Source organism: Sphingomonas turrisvirgatae, from assembly GCF_001721295.1.
Classification (GTDB): Bacteria; Pseudomonadota; Alphaproteobacteria; order Sphingomonadales; family Sphingomonadaceae; genus Sphingomonas; species Sphingomonas turrisvirgatae.
This window is the reverse complement of record NZ_MDDS01000057.1, coordinates 26,836-51,625: the sequence shown is the minus strand read 5'-3', so window position 1 is coordinate 51,625 and position 24,790 is coordinate 26,836. Positions and strand designations below refer to the sequence as shown.

The following is a 24,790-nucleotide window of genomic DNA, read 5'->3' as shown; positions in this document are numbered from 1 at the left end:
CAGGATCGCGGGCCATCACGCCCGATAAGGATCCTATACGGAACCTATAGCGAGCTCGAAATGACTGGAACCCTCACGAAAGTAGCCCTCGAGGCGCTGGTCGCTAAAGCCAGAAAAGCCAGCACTGGGCAGCTCGAACTACTCGATGATCGGGAGCCCGGGCTGCGCTTCCGGGCAGGACAGCGCACCGCAAGCTGGTCGTTGCTCGTGCGGCTCAAAAATGGGCAGAAGTCCCGCATCAAGCTCGGCACCTGGCCTGCGATGGGACTCGCCGATGCGCGCACCGCTGCCCGGGCAGCGAGACTCGATGTGGAGAAAGGTACTGATCCTAACGAGGAGAAGCGAAAGCAGCGTCGCGCGGCGGCAAGTGAAGCGATGAGCCGGATGACACTTACCAGCGTTCTCGACGACTACCAGACTTCTGTGCTCGATCAGAATCGCACAGGCGCGGCGACTCGCCGTGCCCTCGATGGACCGAAAGGCCTGCTCAAGCCGTTCGCCTCGCGAAAGCCCGTTTCAATAATGAAGGACGAGATTCTTCCGCTTGTGAAGAAGTTGGCGATCAAGTCACCGATCTCAGCTAACCGCAAGCTCGCCTATGCCTCGGCGTTTTTCAACTGGTGTGTGGACGCGGGCTATGTCCCGGCGAACCCCGTGGCGACCATCCGTAAGCCCTCGCGGGAACGTGAGCGCGAGCGCTTTCACACTCTTGAGGAACTGCGGGAGATCTGGGCGGCGGCTGGTACGCTCGGTTACCCATTTGAGCAGCTCTACAAACTGCTGATCGTGCTGCCGAACCGCCGACAGGAGATTGCCAGCATGTCACTTGACGATCTCACGCTGGGCGACCTGTCGTCCGAAGTGGAAGGTGTATGGCTCCTGCCACGCGACAAAACCAAGATGGCCAATGCCCTTCGAATCCCTGTTTCACTTTTGGCGCGAGGTCTGATCATCGAGGCACTTAATGCTGGAGAACGGCCAGCAAAGTCTCGTTACGTATTCACTACAACTGGAGATACTCCGATCTCAGGGTACAACAAGGCAAAAAGACGGCTCGACGCCGCGATAGCCGCAGCTCGGATCAAGCAGTCACCCGGAGATAGCGAATCTTCGATGCCGCATTGGGTGGTCCACGATTTTCGCACGACGTTCAACACGCATGCCTGCGAAATTCTTCAAGTGCCGCCGCATGTAGCGGATCGGATACTGAATCACGTCGCGACGGCGACGAGATCAAAGGTCATGCGAGTCTACAATAAGTCCGAACTCTTCGAACAGCGACGGGAAGCTTTGAACGCTTGGGCTGACTTGGTGACCCGCGAAGTAATCCGCGCGGCTACGAACGTTGAATCGAGCGAAGTTGGTCGTTGCCTCCAAATACCCGCATGACAGTGTTGGCTTTGAAGGGAGGTAAGTGGATCCAACCACTTCGTTTGAGATCAATAGTCCGACCGCAATAGATATTTGATGTTCACGCCGTGGAAGTCTTTCATCCCCGCTGCTCTGAAGGGCTGCACCGGCTCCCCTCCTTTGAGGAGCAAGAACGCGGGCGAATAGATTGTCTGGGAAATGGCTATGAAGCCATAGATGTTGGGGGTGGTCCACCGGGATCTACCAGGCTGCTCAGGATTCCGGAATTCATTAAACCTCACACGGACTTTGTCATGCAAGCCCGAATCGCGGACGCGCGTGCAACGATTGCCCAAGAGTCCGCCGACCTTCCTGGCAGGATGGAGCGCCAGCCATCGGGAATGGTGGGATACTACATGGCACTAGAGACGACCGGTGCTCAGGTGAGGCAACCGGGGCGGTGGATTAAGCTGCCGCTAGCCTTCGCGGCCCTGTCATCTGCGTACATCTAATGCGCCTTGAAGGAAGGCGGCGATATCCGCTTGGCTGAACAAGCTCGCATCGCCCGGCAGCGAGTGTTTGAGACAGGTGAGCGCGAGGCCAGTGGCGACGGTCGCCTCCAGATCCTGACCCGACAGCACACCGTGAAGAATTCCCGCGGCATATGCGTCGCCCCCACCAATTCGGTCTACAATGCCGGCCACAACTACATCTTCGGTCTGATATCCTCGTTCGCGCGTATCGACGCGCGCAGCAATGCGGTGACGGTCAGTGTCATCGATGTGCCGCGCGGTCGAGGCGATTCGCTGTAGGTTGGGGAAGGCGGCAAAGGCGGCTTCAGCGGCCTCGCGCCGACGGTTAGGGCCATCACCCGAGAATTGCTCGCCCAGCAGCAGCGAGATGTCTCGATGGTTGCCGAACATTGTGTCGGTGAGGCTGACCAGTTCCGTCAGGACCGCGCGCGGATCGCTGTCCCAAGTTTCCCACAAGCGCGCGCGGTAGTTGCCGTCGAAGCTCACTTGCACCCCAAGTCCTCTAGCAGCGCGTGCGGCGGAGAGTGCGGCCTGTGCGGTTGCTGGACCGAGCGCGGGGGTGATGCCCGACAGATGCAGCATCGCTGCGCCGTCTAGAATCGCGCGCCAGTCAAATGCGTCTGCGGGCGCGGCCGCGAAACTTGATGCCGCGCGATCATAGACGATGTCCGATGCACGCAGCCCTGCGCCGGCCGAAAGGAAGTACAGCCCCATCCGCCCGTCGCGTAACTGTACATTATGCGTATTGAGGCCCTGTCCTCGCACGAAGCGGATCGCCGCCCGGCCCAGCGGATTGTCGGGTACCGCGCTGACCATCGAAACGGCATGGCCCAGATTGGCGAGGCCGATGCCGACATTTGCCTCAGCGCCGCCAACATGCACATCGAGATTGCCGGTCTGCATCAGGAGCTCGCGTCCAGGGGCAGTGAGACGAAGCAACAATTCCCCGAAACAAACGATATGGCCAGCCATGATGTCTCCTCAGCTATGCCCGGGTCAGCGCGTCAGGCCACTGTCGTCTACCCGAGAAAGCGGCCCTGCACATAGTGTGATGCGCATGAGGCGGACTTCCGCGACAGCAACGGCTGCTCCAACTGATCCGGGATAACGGTGATACGCTGCATCGCTGAAAGATTTGTTCGGCCACCGGGACTAAGGAAGCAACGGCGCATGTCCACTTCATCGTCGCTGCGCGCCTGATCGCGTTCCTGATGGCTATCCCCGCGAAGTGTTAGGTATGACCAAGACGGAGCCGACGGACAGTGTGTGGCAGTCGGATTGGGTAGGGCGGGCGTTCGTCTGCGATGCCGATGCGGTGAACTCATCTGGTGTTGTTGCCGAACTCGACTTTCCCGTGCCGCTCAACCCGAGTTCCTGAGCCCCGTCGCAATTGCGTTGATCGACAGCAAGATGCCCTGCTCGATCTTGGGATCGGACTCGCCCGCGCGATGGCGCTTAAGCAGCTCGACCTGGAGCAGGTTGAGCGGCTCGATATAGGGTAGGCGTAGGCGGATCGAGGATTCGAGCGCCGGGTGCTTTTCGAGCAGCCGGGCCTGGCCCGTGACGTCGAGCAACTGGTCGTGCGTCACGTGCCAGCCGTCGCGAATGCGGAAAAAAATCGAATCGGCTAAGCTGCGGTCCTGGACCAATTCGGCATAGCGTTCGGCGATGCCCATGTCCGACTTGGCGAGCACCATCTCGAGATTGGCGAGAGTCGAGGCAAACAGCGGCCAATCCGACGCCATCTCGCGCAGCAGACCGCGATCGGGAAATGCGGCCAGCGCGTCGCCGACGCCGAACCAGCCGGGTAGCATGACCCGGGCTTGGGCCCAGCTAAATACCCAAGGGATTGCCCGCAAATCCTCGATGGCGTCGGACTTTTTGCGGCTGGCGGGACGGCTTCCGATCTTTAGCCCGGCAATCTCAGCAATTGGCGTCATCTGGCGGAAGAAGCTGCGGAAACCATCGGTGCCGTAGACAAGGTCGCGATAGGCCTTGAATGCGGTGCCGGAGAGCTGTTCCATCGCGGCTTCGAAGCGGTTTGCATCGGCTTCGCTCAGTCGCTGCGGCTCGAGGCTGGCGAGAAGCGTCGCCGAGGCCATCGCCTCGAGATTGGTCGCCGCGCTTTCGCGCGTGCCGTATTTGGCTGCGATCACCTCACCTTGTTCAGTGATGCGGATGCGGCCCTGCACCGTGCCGGCGGGTTGCGCCTGAATTGCCTGGAACGACGAGCCGCCGCCGCGTCCCACCGCGCCGCCGCGGCCGTGGAACAGCTGCATGCCGATCCCAGCTTCTTCGAACACCGGTTTCAGCGCGGTCGAGCCTTTGCTGAGACCCCAGGTCGAGGTGAGATAGCCGCCGTCCTTGTTCGAATCGGAATAGCCGATCATCACTTCCTGGTGGCCGCGCGCCTGGCCGATTGCCGCCACCTCGGACAGCGCGAACCAGGCGCGCATGATCGCTGGCGCGGCGTCGAGGTCGCCGATCGTCTCAAACAGCGGCACTGCCATGATGTGCGCTTGGGGGGCGTCGCCGGGAATGTAGAGCCCGGCCTCCTTAAGCAGCACATGGACTTCGAGCAGATCAGACACCGACTGTGCCATCGACACGATGTACTGGCGGATCGCGGCGACGCCGTAGCGCTGGTGCGCCTCTGCCGCCGCATGGACGATGGCGAGCTCGGAGGCGGTCTCGTCGGAATAGCTCGCATAGCGGCTGGCGAGCGGGCGCGGACTTGCCAGCTCGCGGCGCAGTAAGGCGATACGGGCGTCCTCGTCCAGCGCGGCATAGTCGGCTTCGACTCCCGCGATCTTCAGCAGTTCGGCGATGACGCGTTCGTGCACCGCGCTGTTCTGGCGCAAGTCGAGCGTGGCGAGGTGAAAGCCGAAGATATCTACCGAGCGGATCAGCCGCCCGAGCGCCCCGCTTGAGGCGAGCGATTCGCCACCACGCGCGGCGAGGCCGTGCGCGACGGTGGCAAGATCGGCGCGGAATGCCGCAGGATCGTGATAGGGCTGACCCTTGAGCGCGCCCGGACGCGGCGCCGTTTTGCCGGTTAGGTAGCGGTAGGTCGCGGCGAGCCGCGCATAAATGCCAGAAAGCGCGCGACGATAAGGCTCGTCAGAACGGCTGGCAGCACCGTCCCCGCTCATGTCGGCGAGCGCTGCGACGGCGGCGTCGATCTTGGCGCGATGGTTGGAGATCGACAGCTCGGCGCCGAGCGCATGCACTGCGTCGAGATAGTGGCTGAGCACCGCTTCGGCCGAGCGGGCGAGGGTGAGCCGTAGCGAGTCGGCGGTTACGAACGGGTTGCCGTCGCGGTCGCCACCAATCCAGTTGCCGGGCTTGAGGAAGGGAGGCACGCGGCTGCCCAGCGCGCGGTCCCAGCGAGCATAGAGCGCGGGCAAAGTGGGGAGGAACACGTCGCTCAGATAGCTGAGCGCCGTTTCGACTTCGTCGGCGACATAGAGTCGCTCGAACCGTAGAACTCGGGTCTGCCACAGCAAGGCGACTTGGCGTAGGATCGCTTCCTCGACCAAATCGCCATCGGGCGTTTCGGCGACGCCCTCGTCGCGCAGTCGCATCAGTTCGGCAATGCGGTTGCGGTGGTCGATCATCGACTTGCGGCGCACTTCGGTCGGGTGCGCGGTGAGGACCGGCGCGATCAGCGCATTGTCAAGCAACTGCGCGACCTGATCGGCGCCGATGCCGTGCGCCTTGAGCCTGGCAATGGCGTGTTCGACGTCCGCGCCCGGCTCGGCGGCGATGCCCTGGCGGTCCTCGGCGAGGTTGGCGAGCATCGAAAACAGCATGAAGCTGCGCACGAACTCGAGCGTTTCATCGAGGCTCAGCCGATCGAGGCCGGGGTCGATCTTGTCCGCCCCGGCGACCCCGCGATGGCGATCGACTGAGGCGGCGCGGATATATTCGATCCGCCGGAACAGCGCCTCGCCGCCATAGTCGCGGATGACGTCGCCGAGCACCTTGCCCAAAAAGCGGATGTCGGAATTGTTCGCAATCGGTGTGCTGGCCATGCGCCGTTGCTGCACCGCGGCATAGCGCGGGTCAACCGCTTCATTGCTTCGCGAAGCACTCACTTAAAAATGTCGACTGTCGACAAATGCCGAATTATAACGACCTTGATGCTATCGGTATGGAGAGAGCCAATGGTGCGCTTCTGGATCACGCCCCTGGCCTTGAGTCAGGCCCTGCTTCTAGCTGGATGTTATGAGGAGTCCGGTAGCGGCGAGACCAGGACGGCAGATGTTATGACCATGGTCGCGGCTCCGCCTCAGGCCGCGCCACTTGCGGTGAACGTATCGATAAACGTCAATGCCGACGTTCGCCACGTCGTCGGCGGCGTCAGCAGCTTTTCACGCGAGAAGTTCATAAACATTCACGCGATCAATTCTGACCTGGAGTGGTGGGGCGGCAATGCTCAAAGCCTCAACCAACCCCAGGAAGTTCCGGATCTGCTGAACGGGTTCGTGAAAAACTTGGATGTCTATTTCGGCCGTGATTCAGGGTCGATGGCGTATGAACTCACTCGGGTGCCGCAGGGCTCTCAACCTGGTTATGCTGATGCGAATGCGATGGCATCCTTGTCGGCGCTGCCGCGCACCTATGGTTATCACACAGCTGCGCAACGCACCGTGGTCGGTAGCGCTGAATTCGAAAAGCGCATGGCGAGCTGGGTTCTGGTCGCTCAAGAACGGCCGTTCTTTCCGAACGGATATCCCATCGCCAATCAGGGTTGGGCCTTTTCCCGCACCGATACGCAGGCTGCACCGTTTGGTTCATCCACTGGCCATTTCATCGGCAACTATCTCGCCCGCTACTTCAATCAGAGCGGATCGGTTGGAGCTGGCGCCGGCATCATCAAGCCCAAGTTCGTGGAAGCAATCAACGAGCCGCTATACACCTTGATCGACGATCCGGCTCCCCATCTCGCGGGATACCCGCGCCCGACCTACAATGATGTTTTTCGCTATCATGACGGCGTCCGAAACCAGGTTCGGCCTTTGAATACGGCCCGCCAGGTTCAGGTTGGCGGCTATACGCCCGCCTTTCCGGACTTCGAAGAAGCCGAACCCTCCAATGCCGCATTGTTTGCGCGCTGGAACGCGCGCGATGGCGCCTGGCTCGGTGGGGCTGGCCGAAACATGGATTTCGTATCCCTGCATCTGTATGATTTCGAGGGAATTCCAAAGAACGGAAACGTCTACAAACAGTACCGAAAGGGCAGCAACGTCGAGGCCACCTTCGACATGCTCGATTACGCCATGAACTGGGCATATGGAGGACAGCTAAAGCCCTTGGTGATCTCGGAATATGGTGCCCGAGCACATCAGGTGGAGCCGAATGCATGGACCCCGCAACGCGACTGGTTCTATCTGAAAGCGATGAATTCGCTGATGCTTCAATTCATGGAGCGGCCGGACCGAATTGCCAAGGCTATACCCTTTGTAGTCCTTAAAGGGGAGTGGGGGAGGACCAGCGTACCCTATAACTGGCGCCTGCTGCGCCAGGCATTCGAGGACGGTACCCCGGCAAACGCCGGCAATGGCACTTGGGTGTACACCGAGATGGTCAATTTTTACCGGCTATGGAACGGCGTAAAAGGTACGCGGCTGGAGAGTTGGGCAGCGGATCGAGACTTCCTCGTCGATGCTTATGTCGATGGAGCGGCGAAGGATCTGTACGTTATCATCAACAGCCTTGAGTCCACCCCCCGCACGGTCGATCTCAAGCTTCTTGGCATCCCAGCCGGGAGCACCGTTACCCAAGTCGAGCAACGGCATCTATACCCGGACGCAAACGGTCGCCCGATATTGAGTACGAGCACGTCTGCTTCCGTTCCTGGTTCCGTCGTGCTTGGGTCCGAAGCGACGATGGTCTTGCGAATTCGCTACAGCACCGCGCCGGCGCAGCCGCATACGCTGTCTCAATCCAGGCATTACGCGACGGTAGGTTCGTCAACGGTGTTGACGAATATCGTCGCCGGATCAACGCATAATTTCACGGTTCCCAACGTTACTCCGGGCGCGAATGGGGAGGCCGTTCTTCGGCTGGGCGTCGGTCGCGAGCATGGCAAGTCGCTACAGCCGGTCATCACATTCAACGGAGTGACGCTAAGCGTACCCACGGACTATCGTGGATACGATCAGTATAATGGCGGAAAGGGGCGGTCTCGTTTTTTTGGAGTGCTGGAAATACCGGTGCCCCTCAGCGCCTTGAGAGCAAGCAACAATATCGGAGTTCGATTCCCAGACTCAGGAGGCGCCATTTCCTCCGTTGTTCTCGACAACTCAGTTTCCACCCGGTCATTGGCAAGACAATAGCGTCGCTTAAGGCAGGGTTGGACGAACTAGCGGATGTTGCCCTCCATGGCGGCTATGGCTGCCTTGGCATCACCTGTCTGGATGGCATGGATTATCGCTTCATGCTCAGCGATCGCCTGTTCCGGCGTGCTGATGCGCTGATAGTTCATTCGCATGCGCAAGATGACAGGCTGCCAGAGATTGACCAGGTCCTCGCCGCCGGCGGCGAGGAGGATCACCCGATGAAACGCAATGTCCGCCTTAGTGACCTCGGCAAAATCATGCTCGCGCAAGCGCTTGGTCAATTCCTGAAATGCCGCCTGAAGCTGATCAAACAATCCTTCTGGCCGATCCTTGATCACTCGCTTGATGGCAAAGATCTCGATCTGCCGTCGCAATTTGATCATCAGCGCCTGAAGGTCGGGCGCTGGGATATCATTGACCATCGTTCCCCGATGGGCTCGGGTAATGAGAAGCCCTTCCTTGGAAAGCTCCAGCAATACGTCGCGGATGCGGCCGCGGGAGACACCAAACCGCTGAGCCAACGCCTCCTCGGTAAGCTTCTGGTTGGGAGCGAGTGCGCCTGAAATGATATCTGATCGGAGCCGATCCGCGATTTGCTCCCGTACCGCGATGATCATGTTGTCGCCATCGGCCATTGTCGATTGTCCATAATTTGTTCGCGAACCATCGTTGGCTTGAGCGATAGACAACGTCAAGAGCGGGGTGCCACAGGCTTCAAGGCCGAAATGACGGTAGCGATGCCTTGGGAGCGAGCCTTAGCTGAGGATCAGTTTCAACCAGGGTTTGGTGCGAGAGACGAGCCCATCGCGGCGCTGATACGGGCGGCAGTGTCCCTGATCGCTTCGATGGCGTCCTTGAGCGGCATCGAGTCGCCCGCCTGATTGACATATCCCATGCTGAGCGCGGCGAGAATGCCCCCCCGCCCGAATACCGGGACGCTGCTGTTGATGACGCCGTTCACCAGGACGCTCTCAATTGTCTCGAAGCCGAGCCTTCTTGCGGCAGCAACGCGCGCGATGAAGCTTGCGGCTTCATTGGACGGCGCTGGATTGACGAGGAGGTCCAGACGGTCTTGGGGCAGAAATGCCGCAATCACGACGCCAGAACTGGTAGCAAGTGCGGGAAATATGGCGCCCGTTCGAACTGAATACCCCGCAGGTCGGGGACTTGGCACCGAAGCGAGGACCAGGATCGAGTCACCGTTCAAAACTGCCAGGTGACACGACTGTTCGGCGCGGCGAGAAAGGCTCTCCATCAGTGGCAGGGCCAGTGAAATCAGCCGTTCGGTCGGTTCGAACCTATGTGACAACTCGAACAATCTGAGCGTGAGGCCATATCGACCCGCCACATCCTGCTGAACGTAGCCACGATCGGCGAGGTAGAGCACGATGCGGTAGATCTCGCCCATGGTGCGACCGAGACGGTCGGCGATTTCATTCATGGCCAGTCCATCGGGCGAACTCGCCAGCAACTCGACGACATCGAGTCCTTTGCCGAGCGCGGGTACCTGCGCCGGACCTGCCTCGCCCCGGGGGCGGTGCACGCGTGCGCGGCGTGCGGCGGCGGGAACAGCTTTGTCGTTCATTCGCCAGCTTCTTGCGGGCCTCCAAACAAATTGGAAGCGGGATCCTTTGCGGCCATGGCGAAGCAGATCGTCATCAGCTCGTTTTCGATCCTGAGGCCGTGGTCGACCGGATGATCCATCGCGCTACGAACGGCCGCCTTCACCGATTGCGTGGCGATCGACGAATGACCGGCGATGGCGGCTGCAATGCGCCGCGCTGTTTCAAGCTCTTCCCCTGGCTCGACCAGCCATTCGATCATCCCCATGTCAAATGCCTCCTGCGCCGAAAAACGGTCGCCGGTGAGGAGATAGCGCATGGCCCTGCCATACCCTGCCAACCGGGTAAGATGCTGCGCCGCCCCGCCGGCACCGGTCCAGCCGAGCTGGACTTCCGGCGCGCCAAATGTGGCTGAACGCGCCGCAACGCGCAGGTCGCAGGCGAGTGCGATCTCAAGTCCGCCACCCAATGCCCAGCCCTTTACCGCGGCGATGCATGGTTTGCGCAAACTGCGGATGCTCGCGATATAGTCGTTGCGGTTGCGCCACGCCCAGGGGTCTCGATAGGTGGCCAGCCCGCCAATATCCGATCCTGCGCAGAACGCACGCTCGCCGGCCCCGCAGATGATCGCGACGTGCACCGCATCGTCGCGATTCACAGTCGCGCAATGCGCCGCGATCTGCTCGTACATCGCTGGCGTCAGCGCGTTGTGCTTGGCGGGGCGGTTCAGAGCGATCTCTGCGACGCGCCCGCTGATCCGAAGATCGACGGTTTCTTCCATATCACAAACCTATCCATAATTTCGGCATTTGCAAATAACTTCGACCTATGCAAATTGACGAGGGCCGGGTGTCTGAGTCCCGACGGGAGGAGCGGATGATGAGCGAAGCGGATCTGCCGCTGGGCGGGCTTTTGGTCGTGGACCTCAGCCAGTTTCTGGCCGGCCCTTATGCGGCGTTGAGACTGCTCGACCTGGGTGCGCGGGTGATCAAAGTGGAGCGCCCCGACGGAGGTGACCCATGTCGCGATCTGTACAAGACGCGAGACCAGCGCATTTCGACCCTTTTCCAGGCGATCAATCGCGGCAAGGAAAGCCTCGCGCTCGATCTGAAGCTGGCTGATGATCTTGCGGTCCTGCGTCAGGCGCTGGAGCGCGCGGATGTCGTGATCCAGAACTATCGCCCGGGTATCGCTGAGCGGCTGGGCATCGGCTATGAGGCGGTGCGCGCGATCAATCCCCGTGTCATTTATGCCAGCATATCGGGCTATGGCAGGGACGGTCCCTGGGCCAAGCTGCCAGGGCAGGATCTGCTCGCCCAAGCGCGGTCCGGTATCATGTGGCTAAGCGGGGATCAGGCGTCGCCGCCGACGCCGGTCGGCTTGGCGGTTGGGGACATCTATACGGGCGCGATGGCTGTGCAAGGTATTCTCGCGGCGCTGGTGCGGCGTGGCGTGACCGGTCGGGGCGCGCTGGTCGAAACCAGCCTGCTCGAAAGCCTGGTCGACCTTCAGTTCGAGATGATCACCGAATATTTCGCCAACCAGAACACCATGCGTTTCCGATCCGAAGCCTCGAACGGCAATATCAACGCGCCACCGCCTTATGGCGTTTATCGTACTAGCGACGGCTATCTCGCACTGGCGATGACGCCCCTCCAGCGGCTTGCCCCACTGCTGGATCTCGATCCTGATCCGGCCTGGGAAGGCGACCATCTCTCGCTGCTGGTCGAGCGAGACCAGATCAAGCGACGGATCGCCGAGCGAATCGTGATGCGCAGCACGGCGCACTGGCTTGCCGCGCTGCAGCCGCATGATATCTGGTGCGCCGAGGTCATGGACTGGACCGCACTCCTGCGAACGGAGCAGTTTGCGGCACTCGATATGCTTCAGGATCTGCCAAGCGTGGACGCAGCCTCGGTCCGGACGACCCGCATGCCGATCTCGATTGACGGAGTCCGACCGCGAGGACATGCGCCGGCGCCGGCGCTTGGCGCGCACAGCGAGGCGCTACGTCGCGAACTCGCGGGCAATGATGCGCCGCTGGTGTCAGCCGTGAAACCCGCGCTATGACCACGCTTCGAGGCATCACCTGGGATCATCCCCGCGGATATGATCCGCTGGTGGTGATCTCGACAGACTATCTGCGGGAGCACGGCACGACGATCCAATGGGACCGGCGCTCGCTTCAGGATTTCGCGGACTATCCGATCCGCCGGTTGGCGGAGCGCTACGACCTGATCGTTCTTGATCATCCCCATATCGGCGCGGTGGCGGCCGAACGCTGCCTGTTGCCGCTGCCTGAAACCGAGCCGGATTCGACCGCGTCGATCGGCGGATCGGCGGAGAGTTATGTCTGGGAAGGTTTGCGCTGGGCCTATGCGATCGATGCCGCCTGTCAAATGGCGGTGCGCATCGAGCATGCCACTGCGCCGCTGCCGCGATACTGGCACGAGTTCTTGGCCGACGATGCAGCCAGGCTGCGCGCCGTGACGCCGCTCAAGCCTGTCGATGCGTTCGACATGTGGCTGACGTTGCTGGCGAGCCTGGGATGCGCCTTGCCGGCTACCGGCCAGACATTCGCCACCTCGCGCGCTGGCGAACGCGCCTTTGCGATCTTGCATGCGCTTTATCGGCTTGGACCGGAGGAGGCGCTGAACTGGAACCCGATCCACATACTTGAGCTGCTTTCGGACGGGGACGGTGAGTTTGAACAGTCGCCCTGTCTATTCGGCTATGTAAACTACGCCGTGCCTGGCGTGCGGCGGCGTCGGCTGGCGTATTACGACCTGCCGATCTTCGAACCGGGCGACGTGCGACGCGCGATCCTGGGCGGAGCGGGGCTGGCCGTCTCCGCCCATTGCCGCGATCCTGAGGCGGCGATTGCCTTTGCCAAATGGGCCGCATCGCTGCCGGTGCAGAACGGGCTGTATCTCGCCGGCAATGGTCAGCCTGCGCATCGGCATTGCTGGGAACATCGTCGCGACGACGCGCGCACCGGAGGATTTTTCGGCGGCGGCTTCGCAACGATTGACGCCGCCTGGACACGCCCGCGCGAGTCGTGGTTCCCGGACTTCGTCGATACCGTCTGCGAGAATATCTCACCGCTTATCGTCAGCGGCGACGGCGTTGCTTTCTGCGCCATGGTCGACCGTGCTTATCGGCATCATTCAGGAGTGCGGGCATGAGCCGCGTTGCAGTTATTACCGGAGGCAATCGCGGGCTGGGGCTGGCGCAGACGCGCCGGTTCCTGGCGGGCGGATATCGGGTCCATGTCGTGGCCCGTTCGCGCGGCGATCTGGATAGAATGGATTCCGGCGAGGGTCTGTCATTCGTGGCCGCCGATTTGGCGGAGTGGCGCAACGCCGACTTTCTCGACCGGATCGCCGATGATGCCGGCGGGATCGACGTGCTGATCAACAATGCCGGCGTGCATCTCAAGAAGCCCGTTGAACAGGTCGAGCCCGATGAACTGGAGACGGTGATTGCCATCAATTTGATGGCGCCGTTCGCGGCGAGCGCGAGGTTCGTCGAGCTGAACCGGAAACGAGGAGGGGCGATCGTCAACATCTCGTCGATGGCCGGACTGATCGCATTGCCAAGCGCTGCCGCGTACGTCACTTCAAAGACCGCAGTGATCGGCCTGACGCGCAGTATCGCCGTGGATGCGGCGCAGCATGGCATCCGCTGCAACGCGGTTTGCCCGGGCTTCATCGAAACCGACATGACGCGCGCCGTACTCGCCAAAGACCCAGCGCGCCGTGCAAAGATCGAAGGACGTATCCCGACGGGCCGCTTCGGATCGGCCGAGGATGTCGCCAATGCCTGCTTCTTCCTGGCGAGCGACGAGGCAGTTTATATCAATGGCGTGGCACTGCCCGTGGACGCCGGATTCTCAATCGGATTTTGAAACGGAGCAACATGGAAAACCAAGTCACCCAGTTGGTCGCCGCCGGCGAAGTCACCGTCATGCCGGGTGAGCCGGCCATGCCCCCGCCGCCTGGCTGGGTGCGGCTGAAGCTCGCACGCGCCGGCATCTGCGGCACCGACATGCATTATTTCCGGCATTTCGGAAATGCCGGATTTCCACTGCGAAACCCGGTCACGCTCGGTCATGAAGCCAGCGCCCATGTCGTCGATCCGAATGGGAGCGACCTAGCCAGCGGCGCGCTGGTAGCGCTTAACCCCATTATTGCCTGCCACCAATGTGATGCGTGTCGTCGCGGGCACGAAAATCTTTGTACCGCAAAGCGCTTTCCCGGCTCCGCGCTGACCTATCCACATGTCGATGGATTCTTCCGCAGCGTAATCGACTTTCCGGCGGAATGTTGCATCCCGGTTTCGTCGCCAGTGGCGGCTGAGCATCTCTCCTTTGCCGAACCGCTGGCCTGCTCGCTCCACGCCGCCACGCTGGGTGAAGTGGGTGAGGGGTCACGCGTGCTCGTATTGGGGTGCGGGCCGATGGGGTTGCTGAGCGTTATTGCGGCAGCCTCGCGCGGAGCGACCGTTCACTGCTCCGACCTACGCTCGGAGGCAGTCGAGCGCGGATGTGAAATCGGCGCAAGCCAAGGCTTCGTCATCGGCGAGGGCGAGCCCCCGGCCGACAGCGCCTATGATTGCGTGATCGAGGCAAGCGGCAGCATCGTGGCGCTCAATCAGGGGTTTCAGTCAGTACGCCGCCAAGGTAGAGTCGTCGTCCTGTCCAATCTGCAAGCCGGCTCGACCGCGCCCGAGCTACAGCGAATCATGCTCAAGGAGATCAGCTTGATTGGATCATTTCAGTTCAATCGGGAATTTCGCGAGGCGGTTGAGGTGATCGCGCGTGGACAGTTTGACTTCGGCAAGTTGATCGCACGAGTGTTTGCGCTGAGTGAGATCGAGCAGGCGTTTGAACTTGCATTCAGTGGAACGGCGGTTGGTAAGATTCAGCTCGCTGACGGATAAATGTTGAGTACTTTGATCGGCTTTGTTCGCTCGTTCCCGCTCGCAGGCTCATTCGCCACGTGCACGGCATATGGCAAGGCCGTCGCTGGCGTGGCGATTGTTTCGGCTTTCGCTGCGCTATCGGCGTGCGGCGGCGCGGAACCGGACAATGCAGTCGCGCAGATGGACGGAACCTCAGGGTTGGCGCGCCGATGCGCCAGCGAAAAGGCGGCGAGCGCGGTTGAGGTCGCGGGCGGCAAGTTCGAGATGGGACAATCGGGTGTTTACGCCGAGGAGGGGCCGGTCCGCATGGTCGAGGTCAGCCCCTTCTGGATCGACCGCGGCGAGGTGACGAACGCCGCCTTCGCAACGTTTGTAACGGCAACTGGATATGTGACGGTGGCTGAGAAGCCAGTCGACCCCGACATTTTCCAGGTTCCAGCGGAGCAGATTCCGCCCGACATGCTGAAGCCGGGGTCGGCGGTGTTCACCAAACCTTCGCGCGCCAGTAACCGCTATAGCGACTGGTGGGCATATGTGCCGGGCGCAAGCTGGCGCAGGCCTTACGGTCCGACCGGTGCTGAATATCGCCCCAATGAGCCGGTGGTGCATCTGGCCTATGCCGATATGGCGGCATTTGCCAAGTGGCGCGGCGGCCGAATTCCGACCGAGGCAGAATGGGAGTTCGCGGCCAAGGCCGGCCAGCCCGACTACATCGCCCAACCGGCAGAGGCCAATAGCTGGCAGGGCGTCTTCCCGGTCGCGAATGAAAAGACCGATGATTTTGAAGGCCTCGCCCCGGTTGGCTGTTTCGCGCCCAATGCGCTCGGACTCTATGACATGGTCGGCAACGCGTGGGAAATGACCAGCGATTTCTATGCGCCAGGTCACGATCCAGCCAGGCCGACGCGCGATCCCAAGGGCCCATCCGAGAATGACGCTTATGATCCGGGCAATCCAGGCATGCCGTCGCGCGTGATCAAGGGCGGGTCCTATCTTTGCGCGCCCAACTATTGCCGGCGCTATCGCCCCGCTGCGCGGACGGGTCGAGATAGCGGCATGGGCGCCAGCAATGTCGGATTCCGCCTGGTCTATGACACCGCCGAGGCAGCGCGTGGAGCGTGACTCGGTTCGGTCGGTCCCGATGAGCGGCGGATGATCAGCCTGGCTCGGTGCTGAATTGCAGCTTCGGTCGTCGGGTCGTCTGAGAGGGCCAGTTCGAACGTCGATCGCGCGAGGGCTTCGGTGGGGAGGCCGATCGTCGAGACGCCGCCATTGAGCCAACGATAGACGGCGGGATCCCCATAGCCGATAAACGCCAGTTGTTCGCCGAGGAGCACATCGTTCTCCAGCAGTTGTTCAAGCGCGCCTCGGGCGATCTCAACGCCGGCGCACAGGATTGCAGTGGGCGGAACCTCGAGTGCCAGACATTTACGTACGCTGTCCCGACCGTGATCGTAGACGGCAGGTCCGGACAATGTGCGCTCATCGCTGGGCGAGAGGCCCGCAGCAGCCATCGCTCGCGCGAACGCTTCCCGCCGGCCGCGTCCCGACGACAGCGCCAAGGACGGACCGATGAATGCGATCAAGCGATGCCCGCGCTGGACGAGGTGCACCACCGCTTCGTCGATCGCGGCGGTATCATCGATGCCTACGAATTGCGCAGGCCGTGGCACCGCCGGGCTTCGGATCAAGTATAGACGACGTATGGTTTCCCCGGAGGTTTCCGCTGCCCGTCCCTCATCTGCCAGGGTGGGAACAATGATCGCAGCATCGGCGTGCAACCCGCGCAGTTGCTCGAGCGCCTGCCGCTCACGCTCGGGGTCCTCGCTTGTCAGATGAATAACGAGGTTAAGCCGCCGCGCTGCGCACAGGTCGCCAAAGGCCTGGGCGAACCGGGCGTAGAAGTCGTTGACGATATTGGGCAGCAGCAGCCCGATCGTGCCGGATTTCATCCCGCGCAGCGCCTTGGCGGCGGACGACTGGATGTAGCCCCGATCGAGCGCCAGTTTCAGGACCCGCTCGCGCATATCGACGCTGACATTGGGATGATCGTTGATCGCGCGCGATACCGTCATGTGCGAAATGCCGAGCTCCCGAGCGAGTGTCTTGACAGTTACCTTGGCCGGCACAGCAGATCTTTCTGACGGGGAACTATTTGCTTGCAATGATATCCGCAAAGACGCAATAGCGCCATTGTTCACGTGAACAATGGATTTGAGATGGTTCACCCGGAACTGATCGAACGATGCCGGCGACTGATGCAAGAGCTCGGCCTCGCAGGGCCTCAGGCCGTGATTGCCGCAACATGCCTGACGGGCGGAGTGTCGTCGGACGTGCTTCGCGTCGATGTCGACGGTCAGGCATATTGCGCAAAGTTCGCCCTCGAAGTGCTCCGAGTGGCGGCTCGATGGGAGGCGCCCATCCACCGCAATCGCACGGAATATGCGTGGCTGCAGTTTGCGGCCTCTGTGGCGCCGGACTCGGTGCCGCGACTATATGGCCATAGTGAGCGCGAACAGGGCTTTGCCATGGAGATGGTTGCCGGAGGAGCTCGCAACTGGAAAGATGAACTGGTTGCCGGCAGGGTCGATTCCGGGATTGCGCGGGAAGCGGGCAGGCTGCTCGGTCGCCTCCACGCCGCATCCGCGGGCCGCGTGCTAGACCCCGACCGTTTCGGCACGGCAGAGGATTTCTTCGCGCTCCGCGTCGAGCCTTATTTCATCCATCTGATCGCAACATATCCGCAGCTCGAAGCGCGGGTGCTGGCGCTGGCTGAACAATACCGCGTTTGTCGGATCGCGCTCATTCATGGGGATGTCAGCCCCAAGAACATTTTAGTGCGCGACGGAGTGCCGGTGCTGCTCGACGCCGAATGCGCCACGATGGGGGATCCCGCGTTTGATATCGGCTTCTGCCTCAACCACCTGCTCTTGAAGTGGGTGCACATTCCCGACAGCAATGCAGCGCTGCTCCGCGCCGCGCGGGCGCTATGGGACGGCTATTGCGAGCATCTCGATTGGGAGCCGGTGGCGGCGCTGGAGAGGCGTGTTGCTGATCTGGCCCCACTGCTGCTGTTGGCGCGAGTCGATGGCAAATCGCCGGTCGAATATCTGCATGCCGAGGCGAAACAGACCGTCCGCTCCATCGCACTTGATCTGATCGACCGTCCAGCTGCCACCATTGAGCACATCGCTACCCGACTGGAGGCGCGACGCGCATGAGCACCATCCAATCGATACTTGGTCGCCGCGTGTGGGATTCGCGCGGCAACCCGACCGTTGAAGCCGAAGTGACGCTCACCGACGGCAGCATCGGGCGTGCGATCGCGCCGTCCGGCGCGTCGCGCGGCGAGCGCGAGGCGATCGAGCTTCGGGATGGGGGCGAGCGCCTCGGTGGCAAAGACGTTTCGCGCGCCGTCGCCAACGTCAACGGGCCGATCGCAGCACGACTGCGGGGCATGCCCGCGGCGGATCAGGCCGGCGTGGATGCGGCCATGCTCGCGCTGGACGGCACACCGCTCAAGACGGAGCTTGGCGGCAACGCGATCGTCGCGGTTTCGCTCGCAATATTGCACGCCGCTGCGGCCAGCGCCCGTTTGCCGCTATGGCGTTACCTGGCCGACGGGCACGACGCGACGCCCACCATCCCGCTGCCGGAGATTCAGATCTTTGGCGGGGGCGCGCATGCCGGGCGGCGCGTGGATATCCAGGATTTCATGATCATGGTGCCCGGCGCAGACGATCTCGAGGAGGTCATGGAAGTCACCAACGCGGTCTATCACGCTGCCGGCCGGCTTATGGAGGCGCGCGGCGGGGCGGTTGGGGTCGCGGATGAAGGCGGATGGTGGCCGACGGTTTCGACCAACGAGGAGGCGCTCGAGCTGCTGGTCCAGGCGATCGAGGCGGCAGGTGAGGTGCCCGGCGAGCGCGTCGTCATCTCGCTCGATGTCGCGGCGTCCGAGTTCGAGCGCGACGGCCGCTACATCCTTGGCCTAGACGGACTTGAACTGGATAGCGGCGAGTGGCTCGAGCGGTTGGGCAATTGGGTCGATCGCTATCCCATTGTATCGATCGAGGATCCCGCATCGGAGCGCGACCCGGAAGGCATGCGCGCCTTCACCGCGCGCTGGGGCGACCGGCTCCAGATCGTCGGCGATGATTATCTCGTCACCAATGCAAGGCTGATCGAGGCTGCAGCAGACGCGGGCGGCTGCAACGCTTCGCTCATCAAGGTCAATCAGGCCGGCACGGTGACCGAGACGATTGAGGCGCTCCGCGCATCTCAGGAGCGGGGCTTTGGCACGCTGGTCTCCGCACGATCGGGCGAAACTGAGGATGTGTCGATCTGTCACCTCGCGGCGGGGCTTGATGCCGGACAGCTGAAAGTCGGCTCGTTCGCGCGGTCCGAACGGATGGCGAAATGGAACGAATGCCTGCGCTTTCAGGGACAGGCGGGGATGGGCGCGTTCGTCGGCGGACGTCCGATCGGGGGAACTTGGTGGGGCGCGAAGCGGCCCTGAGGCAGATGAGCGAAAGGAATTATACATGCGGTTTCTTCGGGTAGACATGGGGGGCGGGAGGGTCGTGCCTTGCATCCTCGATGCTGACGGCAGCGCCCGGGATATTTCTACCCTGGTGCCCGATCTTGGGCCAGGAACGCTTGGCGATGCGTTGATCGAGCGGATTGCGGCAACTGAAATCACATCGCTGCCGCTGGTCGATCTGACCGGCCGGCGGATCGACGCGCCGATGGCGCAGCCAGGGACGATCTGGTGCATCGGCCTGAACTATAGCGACCACGCGGCAGAGGCGGGGATGGCGATTCCGAAGGAGCCGATCCTCTTCAACAAGGCGGCCGTCACCTATTGCGGACCGAACGATCCGATCCTGATGTCGCCGCAAATGACCAAGCTCGACTGGGAAGTCGAACTTGGAATCGTGATCGGCAAAGCGGCGCTGAACGTGTCGCCCGACGCTGCGCTCGAATATGTGTTCGGTTATGTGCTGGTGAACGACGTGTCAGAACGCGCATGGCAGATGGAGCGCGAGGGTCAGTGGGTGAAGGGCAAGTCCTTCCCGAACTTCTGTCCGGTCGGGCCGCATCTGGTGACGCGCCAAGCCGTGGACGACGTGCAGTCGCTGTCCATGTGGCTCGACGTCAACGGGGAGCGCAAGCAGACGGGCAGTACGTCCAGGATGATCTTCGACGTCGCGACCATCGTTTCATATATGAGTGAATTTACACGGCTGGAGACTGGCGATCTGATCTGCACCGGCACGCCACCGGGCGTGGGCGCGGGTATGAAGCCGCCGCAATGGCTGAAGGCGGGTGATTGCGTGACGCTGGGCATCGAAGGCTTGGATGAACAGGCCCAGACCGTCGAGCCGCTTGCCTGACGAGCGGCAGCAGGAGAACAACATGAGCAGCCGGGAATTTGCGGGCAAGCGTGCGGTCATCACGGGCGGGGCGCGCGGCGTGGGCGCTGTGGCGGCGCGGATGCTGCTGGCGCGCGGAGCAACTGTGAGCCTGTGGGACCGCAACGCCGAGCAGCTGGCGGAAGTGGAGCGCAAGCTTGCTCCGACGGGAAGCCTTCATACCCAGACGGTGGATGTCGCGGATGCGGACGAGGTCGCCGCCGTGACCGAGCGGGCGGTGGCACTGATGGGCGGGATCGACATCCTGGTCACAGCGGCGGGTATCGCCGGTGTCAATGCCCCGGTCGAGAGCTTTCCCCCCGATGTGTGGGACCAGGTTATGCGCGTTAATCTCGGCGGCGTGTTCCTGTGCTGCCGTGCGGTTGTGCCGCATATGCGCCGGCAGAACTATGGCCGGATCGTTACGATCGCATCGGTCGCGGGCAAGGAAGGCAATCCCAATGCCTCGGCCTATTCCGCTTCGAAAGCGGGGGTGATCAACTTGACCAAGGCGCTTGGCAAGGAATTGGCCGACACGAACATCACGGTGAATACCATTACGCCGGCCGTTATCGCGACCGAAATGCTCAATGACGTGAGCGAGGATCAAATCCGCTACATGGTTTCCAAGATCCCGATGGGCCGTACGGGTACGCCAGACGAGGTAGCGGAGATGATATGCTTCCTCTCCTCCGACCGCGCGACTTTTTCCACCGCGGCAACATTTGATATGTCAGGCGGGCGGACGACCTATTGACCAGCAGGCCGCGCCGTACATCCCGCGAAAAGGCAGTCCTCTACCATCTGGCGAGATGGGTTTTGCAACCGCTCAATTGCTGTACTCGGCGCTTAGAGAGATCATTACGAGGAGCGTTCACGGCCGCTGAACCGTCATGCCGCGCGTTGAGCACCTGCTCCCGTGCCCGGTGAGGACCTGCGTCGTCGTGACGGGCTCAATCTCACTTTAAGGTCCCCCGGTCTCTTATCTACGCTGGTATCGGCATTCTCAGATGTTGCCCGCTCCTGACCACCCGGCTGGGTGTCATCCAGCTTCTGCCGACCCGGGCCGGCCTGTGCCCTGATCGGTTTACCGGCGTATTGGCACCTTATTGCCAATGTCGCTATGTGGTCGCATCTCGTTATAGTCTCTGCGCCAGGCCTCGCATTTTCGCCTGCGTCGTCGAGGCTCATGAACCAGTGCTGGTTCGGGCATTGCGCCCGGAACTCAACGTCGAACGAGTCGATGAAGGGGTGGTCGGTCGGCTTGCCGGAGCGGCCGAAGTCCAACACCCCATCATGCGGATAAGCCTAAACCGAGATCCCTCGAGATAGACTCCGGGCATTGTCCATACGGTTCGTCCCGGGCACCCCGCGATCAGCCGTGATCCGCGCCAGCGCCGCAGCCACCTGCTCCCTTAGTGCCCTGATTAACATCGATCGCCTGCGCTTCAGCGTGCGAGCCGCCGAGGGCCACCATCGCGAGGTCGCGCGGCCCGGATAGCTTCAGCGCATTTCAACAGCGGGACGGCATGCAGCACGCGCTCCGGATCAGCCGTAGCCGGGCGGCTTGTCAGCTGGACATCTGGATCGACATCGCCACCGCGCGAAGTGCTTCCAGCAATTCGTCCGTGGCGCCTCTAGGTATCCAGCCCGAAAGCGCGACCGCCGCGTGCGGCGGGCTGCCCACGGCAATCGCAAGCGTATGCTCGCCTGGCTTTCCCGTCACAGGATGCTGAATGTAGCCGTCGATCCTGATCTTGTGCAGCTCGGTGAGTAGCGTGTCTAGCGTATCGAACCCGGGTATCTCGCGCTCAGCATATAAAGCCCGCACCTGCGCCTCGCTGTTTGAGGCAAGCAGCACGAGCCCGATGCCACCTTTGCTCGCAGGATAGACGCCGACGCGCCCCAACGCCTCGACCGACGGCATGCCCGGCGGGGCGTGATACAGATAGCTGACAGTATCACGCCACAGCACGCCGAAGGCGACCGTAAGATTGAACCGGCGCAGAGACTCCAGATGCGGCATCGCGTTCTTGATAACGCCGGAAGCGAACAGGCTCTGTGCGGCGAGCACGAACATGCCAGGACCGGGCACATATTTGCGGTCCGCAGTCTGCCGGGCAATGCCCATATAGGCCAAAGTTCGCAACAGACGGTTGGCGCGCGTGGTTTCGAGGTTGAGGCGCCGGGCAAGCTCCCGGCTGCCAACAGGCGCCTCCGACGTTGCGAGAGCCTGAAGAACGGTGATCCCGTCGATCAAGCTGAAATTCGGTTGGGCATTGAGCATTTCGGCCGTGAACTTTCGTGACAGGTCGCGAGGCAAGACGACACGCGATTCACTGACCTATCGAGCAACCGGCCTTTCGTTCAACCCGCAGCGAGTAAAATCCGCCTGTTGACATCTGTTGCTATTAACGCAACAGCCACATCCGAGACGGAGAGCAGATGAAGTTTCGAGGCAAGAGCTTTCGATGGGTGATTTGCGGCCTGCTGGCGATGGCTGCCTTCCTCAATTATCTCGATCGGCAAACCCTGGCGCTGATGGCGGGATCGGTTCAGCAGGACCTCGCCGTCGACGACGCCGGTTATGCCGCGCTCGTCAATTCGTTCCTCGTCGCCTATATGCTCGGCGGGCTTCTGTCGGGGTATCTTGTTGATCGGGTGGGGCCGCGCTGGGGTATGGCGTTCTTTGTCGGCTGGTGGTCGCTCGCCAGCGGCCTGACAGGGCTGGTGCAAAATCTTTTCCAGCTGGGCGCCGCGCGCTTTGCCCTAGGGTTAGGCGAGGCCGGCGGGTGGATCGCCTCGCCCAAGCTGGTCCGTGAATGGTTTCCCAAGAGCGAGCGGGCGCTCGCAATCGGGATCTATTCCTCGGCAGCGCATTTCGGCGCGGCCATATCCCCGCTTGTCGTCACGGCGTTGTTGCTGTCGGTGGGCTGGAGGACCACCTTCATCGTCACCGGTCTCGTCGGGGTACTGTGGGTCATTGCCTGGTTTGCGCTATATCGGAAATCGCGAATCCCCCCCGAAGCAAGCGATGCGCAGCCGACCATCGACGCGGAACCCGTCGATACAAGCGGTTGGCGCGGCTGGCGGGAGGTGGCGCGCACGCGCGGGGTGTGGGGTTTCTCATTCTCGCTCGCGCTGACTAACCCGGTTTGGTTCTTCTATCTGTTCTGGTTTCCCAAATATCTGACCGACGAGCGTGGACTTAGCCTTGAGCGCATGGCTGGCTCCGCCTGGGTCGTCTATGCCGCGGCCGGTTTGGGAGCGGTAGGCGGCGGGTTGTTGTCTGGTTGGCTGGTCCGCCGGGGCATTGCCGCCGCGCGGGCGCGCGTTGTCACCATGGCGATGACGGCGGTGCTGGCGCCAATCGGCGCGCTCAACGCGCTTGAGCCTGCAGTCTGGATTTCGATCGGCCTTGGCGCGCTGATCGCCTTTCTACACACCTCCTGGGTCACTAATCAGACGGCGCTTCCGGTCGATCTATATCCCGCCCGTCATATCGGCAAGGTCTTGGCGATTGGCTCAGTATTCAGCGGGCTGGTCACCATCGCGTCGACTTATCTGGTGGGGCAGCTGGTCGAGACGCTGACCTATCGCCCGATGTTCCTAGTTATCGCCATCGCCTATCCCGTGGCGATTTTTGCAGCTTGGTTCGCTACTACAGGCAGGAAACTGACGGACGGCGCTACGCAATGAGCGCGCGGCAGTTCACAGCCTTGGAATGGGGCACGTCCCGAGTCGTCGCTCGCTTGATCGATGAAGCGGGAAACACGATCGCCCGTCAGGAACATGCCATTCGGATGGCCGATCTCGATCGTGCGGGCATGAGCGATTGGCTCGCGCGGATATGCGCCGATATTTCCGGCCAGCGAGACGCGAACGAGCCCGTATGGCTAGCGGGCATGATTGGTTCTCCGCTCGGCTGGGCAGAGGCTGGCCGCGTTTCCTGCCCGGCGACTCCGGAGGATTTGCGCCGGCGTTTGCAGCATCACCAGGTCGGTGACATTCCGGTCGTGATCGTTCCGGGCCTTGCATGCCTCTCGCGCTTTGGTGACCGTGACATGCTGCGGGGCGAGGAGGTGGGCGCGCTGGGCGCGCTGGAATTGCACCCGGGTCAGCGCATCCTGCTGCTTTCCGCACCCGGCATGCATGGGAAGTGGATCGAATTGGGCAAGGATGCGATCCAGTCTTTCCATACGGCAATGACAGTCGAGCTCGCCACCATCATCAGTGAACATAGTATTCTCGCCAGCCATCTCGAGAAGCCGCCTGCCGATGACGAAACGTTTCGCGATGCCGTGGTGCGCGGCATGGAGGGCGGCGGGCTGGCTCGGCTCATATTCTCGGTGCGCGCGGCAATTCTGGCCGGGCGCATCGCGCCTGCGCAAGCCGCCTCACAGTTATGGGGCTTGTTGATCGGTGCCGAAATCCGCGAGCTGAATACCGAGGACCATGACTGCGTGCTGCTCAGCGGAAGCCATCCAATAGTAGAGCTTTACTGTTCTGCGCTCTCGCTTCGCGGCGTGCGGGCGATACTGCTCGATCGCGACAGCGCCGCCTGGGGATTTATGCGGCTGCGCGTCTGACCGAAAGAGTCGGTACCGAAATCTGCCATGTAGCATCGTATGACTTGAGAATGGGGAAAAGAGTTGAATGTAGGA

21 protein-coding genes are annotated in these 24,790 nt (G+C 61.9%); 13 read left to right on the top strand and 8 right to left on the bottom strand.

Translation table 11 applies throughout. The annotated features are described in order from the left end of the window. The first annotated feature begins 60 nt into the window (after window positions 1-60). Window positions 61-1,389, top strand: a complete 1,329-nt coding sequence (locus BFL28_RS16030; RefSeq protein WP_079247216.1) for a tyrosine-type recombinase/integrase — start codon at window positions 61-63, stop codon at window positions 1,387-1,389. A 455-nt stretch (window positions 1,390-1,844) separates the two neighbouring features. On the opposite strand, the gene BFL28_RS16020 is transcribed toward BFL28_RS16030, so the two are convergent. After that, window positions 1,845-2,855, bottom strand: coding sequence for a sugar kinase (locus BFL28_RS16020; RefSeq protein ID WP_069321522.1), 1,011 nt, complete (start codon window positions 2,853-2,855; stop codon window positions 1,845-1,847). A 389-nt stretch (window positions 2,856-3,244) separates the two neighbouring features. After that, window positions 3,245-5,917, bottom strand: coding sequence for a phosphoenolpyruvate carboxylase (gene ppc / locus BFL28_RS16015; RefSeq protein WP_069321643.1), 2,673 nt, complete (start codon window positions 5,915-5,917; stop codon window positions 3,245-3,247). Window positions 5,918-6,049: 132 nt separating this feature from the next. Between ppc and BFL28_RS16010 the strand changes: the two genes are divergently transcribed. Continuing rightward, window positions 6,050-8,224, top strand: coding sequence for an agarase (locus BFL28_RS16010; RefSeq protein WP_131818671.1), 2,175 nt, complete (start codon window positions 6,050-6,052; stop codon window positions 8,222-8,224). Between the two features lie 26 nt (window positions 8,225-8,250). On the opposite strand, the gene BFL28_RS16005 is transcribed toward BFL28_RS16010, so the two are convergent. From BFL28_RS16005 to BFL28_RS15995, 3 genes are all read right to left on the bottom strand, one after another. Next, a complete protein-coding gene (locus BFL28_RS16005; RefSeq protein WP_069321520.1) occupies window positions 8,251-8,862 on the bottom strand; it encodes a GntR family transcriptional regulator in 612 nt (203 codons plus the stop codon). 137 nt (window positions 8,863-8,999) lie between these two features. Continuing rightward, window positions 9,000-9,812 carry an IclR family transcriptional regulator gene (locus tag BFL28_RS16000; protein WP_079247215.1) on the bottom strand — a complete coding sequence of 271 codons (813 nt, stop codon included), beginning with the start codon at window positions 9,810-9,812 and terminating at the stop codon, window positions 9,000-9,002. Continuing rightward, on the bottom strand, window positions 9,809-10,570 hold the full coding sequence (locus BFL28_RS15995) for an enoyl-CoA hydratase/isomerase family protein (protein ID WP_069321519.1): 762 nt from the start codon (window positions 10,568-10,570) through the stop codon (window positions 9,809-9,811). The genes BFL28_RS16000 and BFL28_RS15995 overlap by 4 nt, the downstream gene beginning before the upstream one ends. Window positions 10,571-10,668: 98 nt before the next feature. Between BFL28_RS15995 and BFL28_RS15990 the strand changes: the two genes are divergently transcribed. From BFL28_RS15990 to BFL28_RS15970, 5 genes are read left to right on the top strand one after another with little or no spacing between them, the layout of a single operon-like run. Further along, entirely contained in the window at window positions 10,669-11,859 is a 1,191-nt protein-coding gene (locus tag BFL28_RS15990; protein WP_206599136.1) for a CaiB/BaiF CoA transferase family protein, read from the top strand. Further along, a complete protein-coding gene (locus tag BFL28_RS15985) occupies window positions 11,856-12,974 on the top strand; it encodes a hypothetical protein (RefSeq protein ID WP_069321517.1) in 1,119 nt (372 codons plus the stop codon). Before BFL28_RS15990 ends, BFL28_RS15985 begins: the two co-directional genes overlap by 4 nt. Further along, window positions 12,971-13,696 (top strand): SDR family NAD(P)-dependent oxidoreductase, encoded by a 726-nt coding sequence (locus BFL28_RS15980; protein WP_069321516.1) that lies wholly within the window; start codon window positions 12,971-12,973, stop codon window positions 13,694-13,696. The genes BFL28_RS15985 and BFL28_RS15980 overlap by 4 nt, the downstream gene beginning before the upstream one ends. A 32-nt stretch (window positions 13,697-13,728) precedes the next feature. Beyond that, entirely contained in the window at window positions 13,729-14,730 is a 1,002-nt protein-coding gene (locus BFL28_RS15975) for a zinc-dependent alcohol dehydrogenase (protein ID WP_173655779.1), read from the top strand. Between the two features lie 3 nt (window positions 14,731-14,733). Further along, window positions 14,734-15,834: a formylglycine-generating enzyme family protein gene (locus tag BFL28_RS15970; protein ID WP_206599135.1), complete on the top strand. Its 1,101-nt coding sequence runs from the start codon at window positions 14,734-14,736 to the stop codon at window positions 15,832-15,834. Here the strand turns inward: BFL28_RS15970 and BFL28_RS15965 are convergent. After that, the gene (locus BFL28_RS15965; protein WP_131818670.1) at window positions 15,801-16,841 is read right to left on the bottom strand and encodes a LacI family DNA-binding transcriptional regulator; all 1,041 of its coding nucleotides are present in this window, start codon (window positions 16,839-16,841) and stop codon (window positions 15,801-15,803) included. The two genes, BFL28_RS15970 and BFL28_RS15965, sit on opposite strands and share 34 nt — an antisense overlap. 90 nt (window positions 16,842-16,931) lie before the next feature. Between BFL28_RS15965 and BFL28_RS15960 the strand changes: the two genes are divergently transcribed. The 4 genes from BFL28_RS15960 to BFL28_RS15945 are packed head-to-tail and all read left to right on the top strand — an operon-like array spanning window position 16,932 to window position 20,883. After that, window positions 16,932-17,933, top strand: a complete 1,002-nt coding sequence (locus tag BFL28_RS15960; protein ID WP_079247213.1) for a phosphotransferase family protein — start codon at window positions 16,932-16,934, stop codon at window positions 17,931-17,933. Then, entirely contained in the window at window positions 17,930-19,231 is a 1,302-nt protein-coding gene (eno, locus tag BFL28_RS15955) for a phosphopyruvate hydratase (protein ID WP_069321513.1), read from the top strand. The genes BFL28_RS15960 and eno overlap by 4 nt, the downstream gene beginning before the upstream one ends. A 25-nt stretch (window positions 19,232-19,256) precedes the next feature. Next, entirely contained in the window at window positions 19,257-20,108 is an 852-nt protein-coding gene (locus BFL28_RS15950; protein WP_069321512.1) for a fumarylacetoacetate hydrolase family protein, read from the top strand. A gap of 22 nt (window positions 20,109-20,130) precedes the next feature. Then, a complete protein-coding gene (locus tag BFL28_RS15945) occupies window positions 20,131-20,883 on the top strand; it encodes an SDR family NAD(P)-dependent oxidoreductase (RefSeq protein WP_069321639.1) in 753 nt (250 codons plus the stop codon). Window positions 20,884-21,213: 330 nt separating this feature from the next. Here the strand turns inward: BFL28_RS15945 and BFL28_RS21885 are convergent, their stop codons facing one another. Further along, the gene (locus tag BFL28_RS21885; RefSeq protein ID WP_079247212.1) at window positions 21,214-21,339 is read right to left on the bottom strand and encodes an integrase core domain-containing protein; all 126 of its coding nucleotides are present in this window, start codon (window positions 21,337-21,339) and stop codon (window positions 21,214-21,216) included. A 357-nt stretch (window positions 21,340-21,696) separates the two neighbouring features. Continuing rightward, window positions 21,697-22,449 (bottom strand): IclR family transcriptional regulator, encoded by a 753-nt coding sequence (locus tag BFL28_RS15940; RefSeq protein WP_241527364.1) that lies wholly within the window; start codon window positions 22,447-22,449, stop codon window positions 21,697-21,699. A gap of 122 nt (window positions 22,450-22,571) precedes the next feature. Between BFL28_RS15940 and BFL28_RS15935 the strand changes: the two genes are divergently transcribed. Then, on the top strand, window positions 22,572-23,825 hold the full coding sequence (locus tag BFL28_RS15935) for an MFS transporter (protein ID WP_069321510.1): 1,254 nt from the start codon (window positions 22,572-22,574) through the stop codon (window positions 23,823-23,825). Further along, on the top strand, window positions 23,822-24,715 hold the full coding sequence (locus BFL28_RS15930) for a 2-dehydro-3-deoxygalactonokinase (RefSeq protein ID WP_079247211.1): 894 nt from the start codon (window positions 23,822-23,824) through the stop codon (window positions 24,713-24,715). Before BFL28_RS15935 ends, BFL28_RS15930 begins: the two co-directional genes overlap by 4 nt. Window positions 24,716-24,790 lie beyond the last annotated feature (75 nt).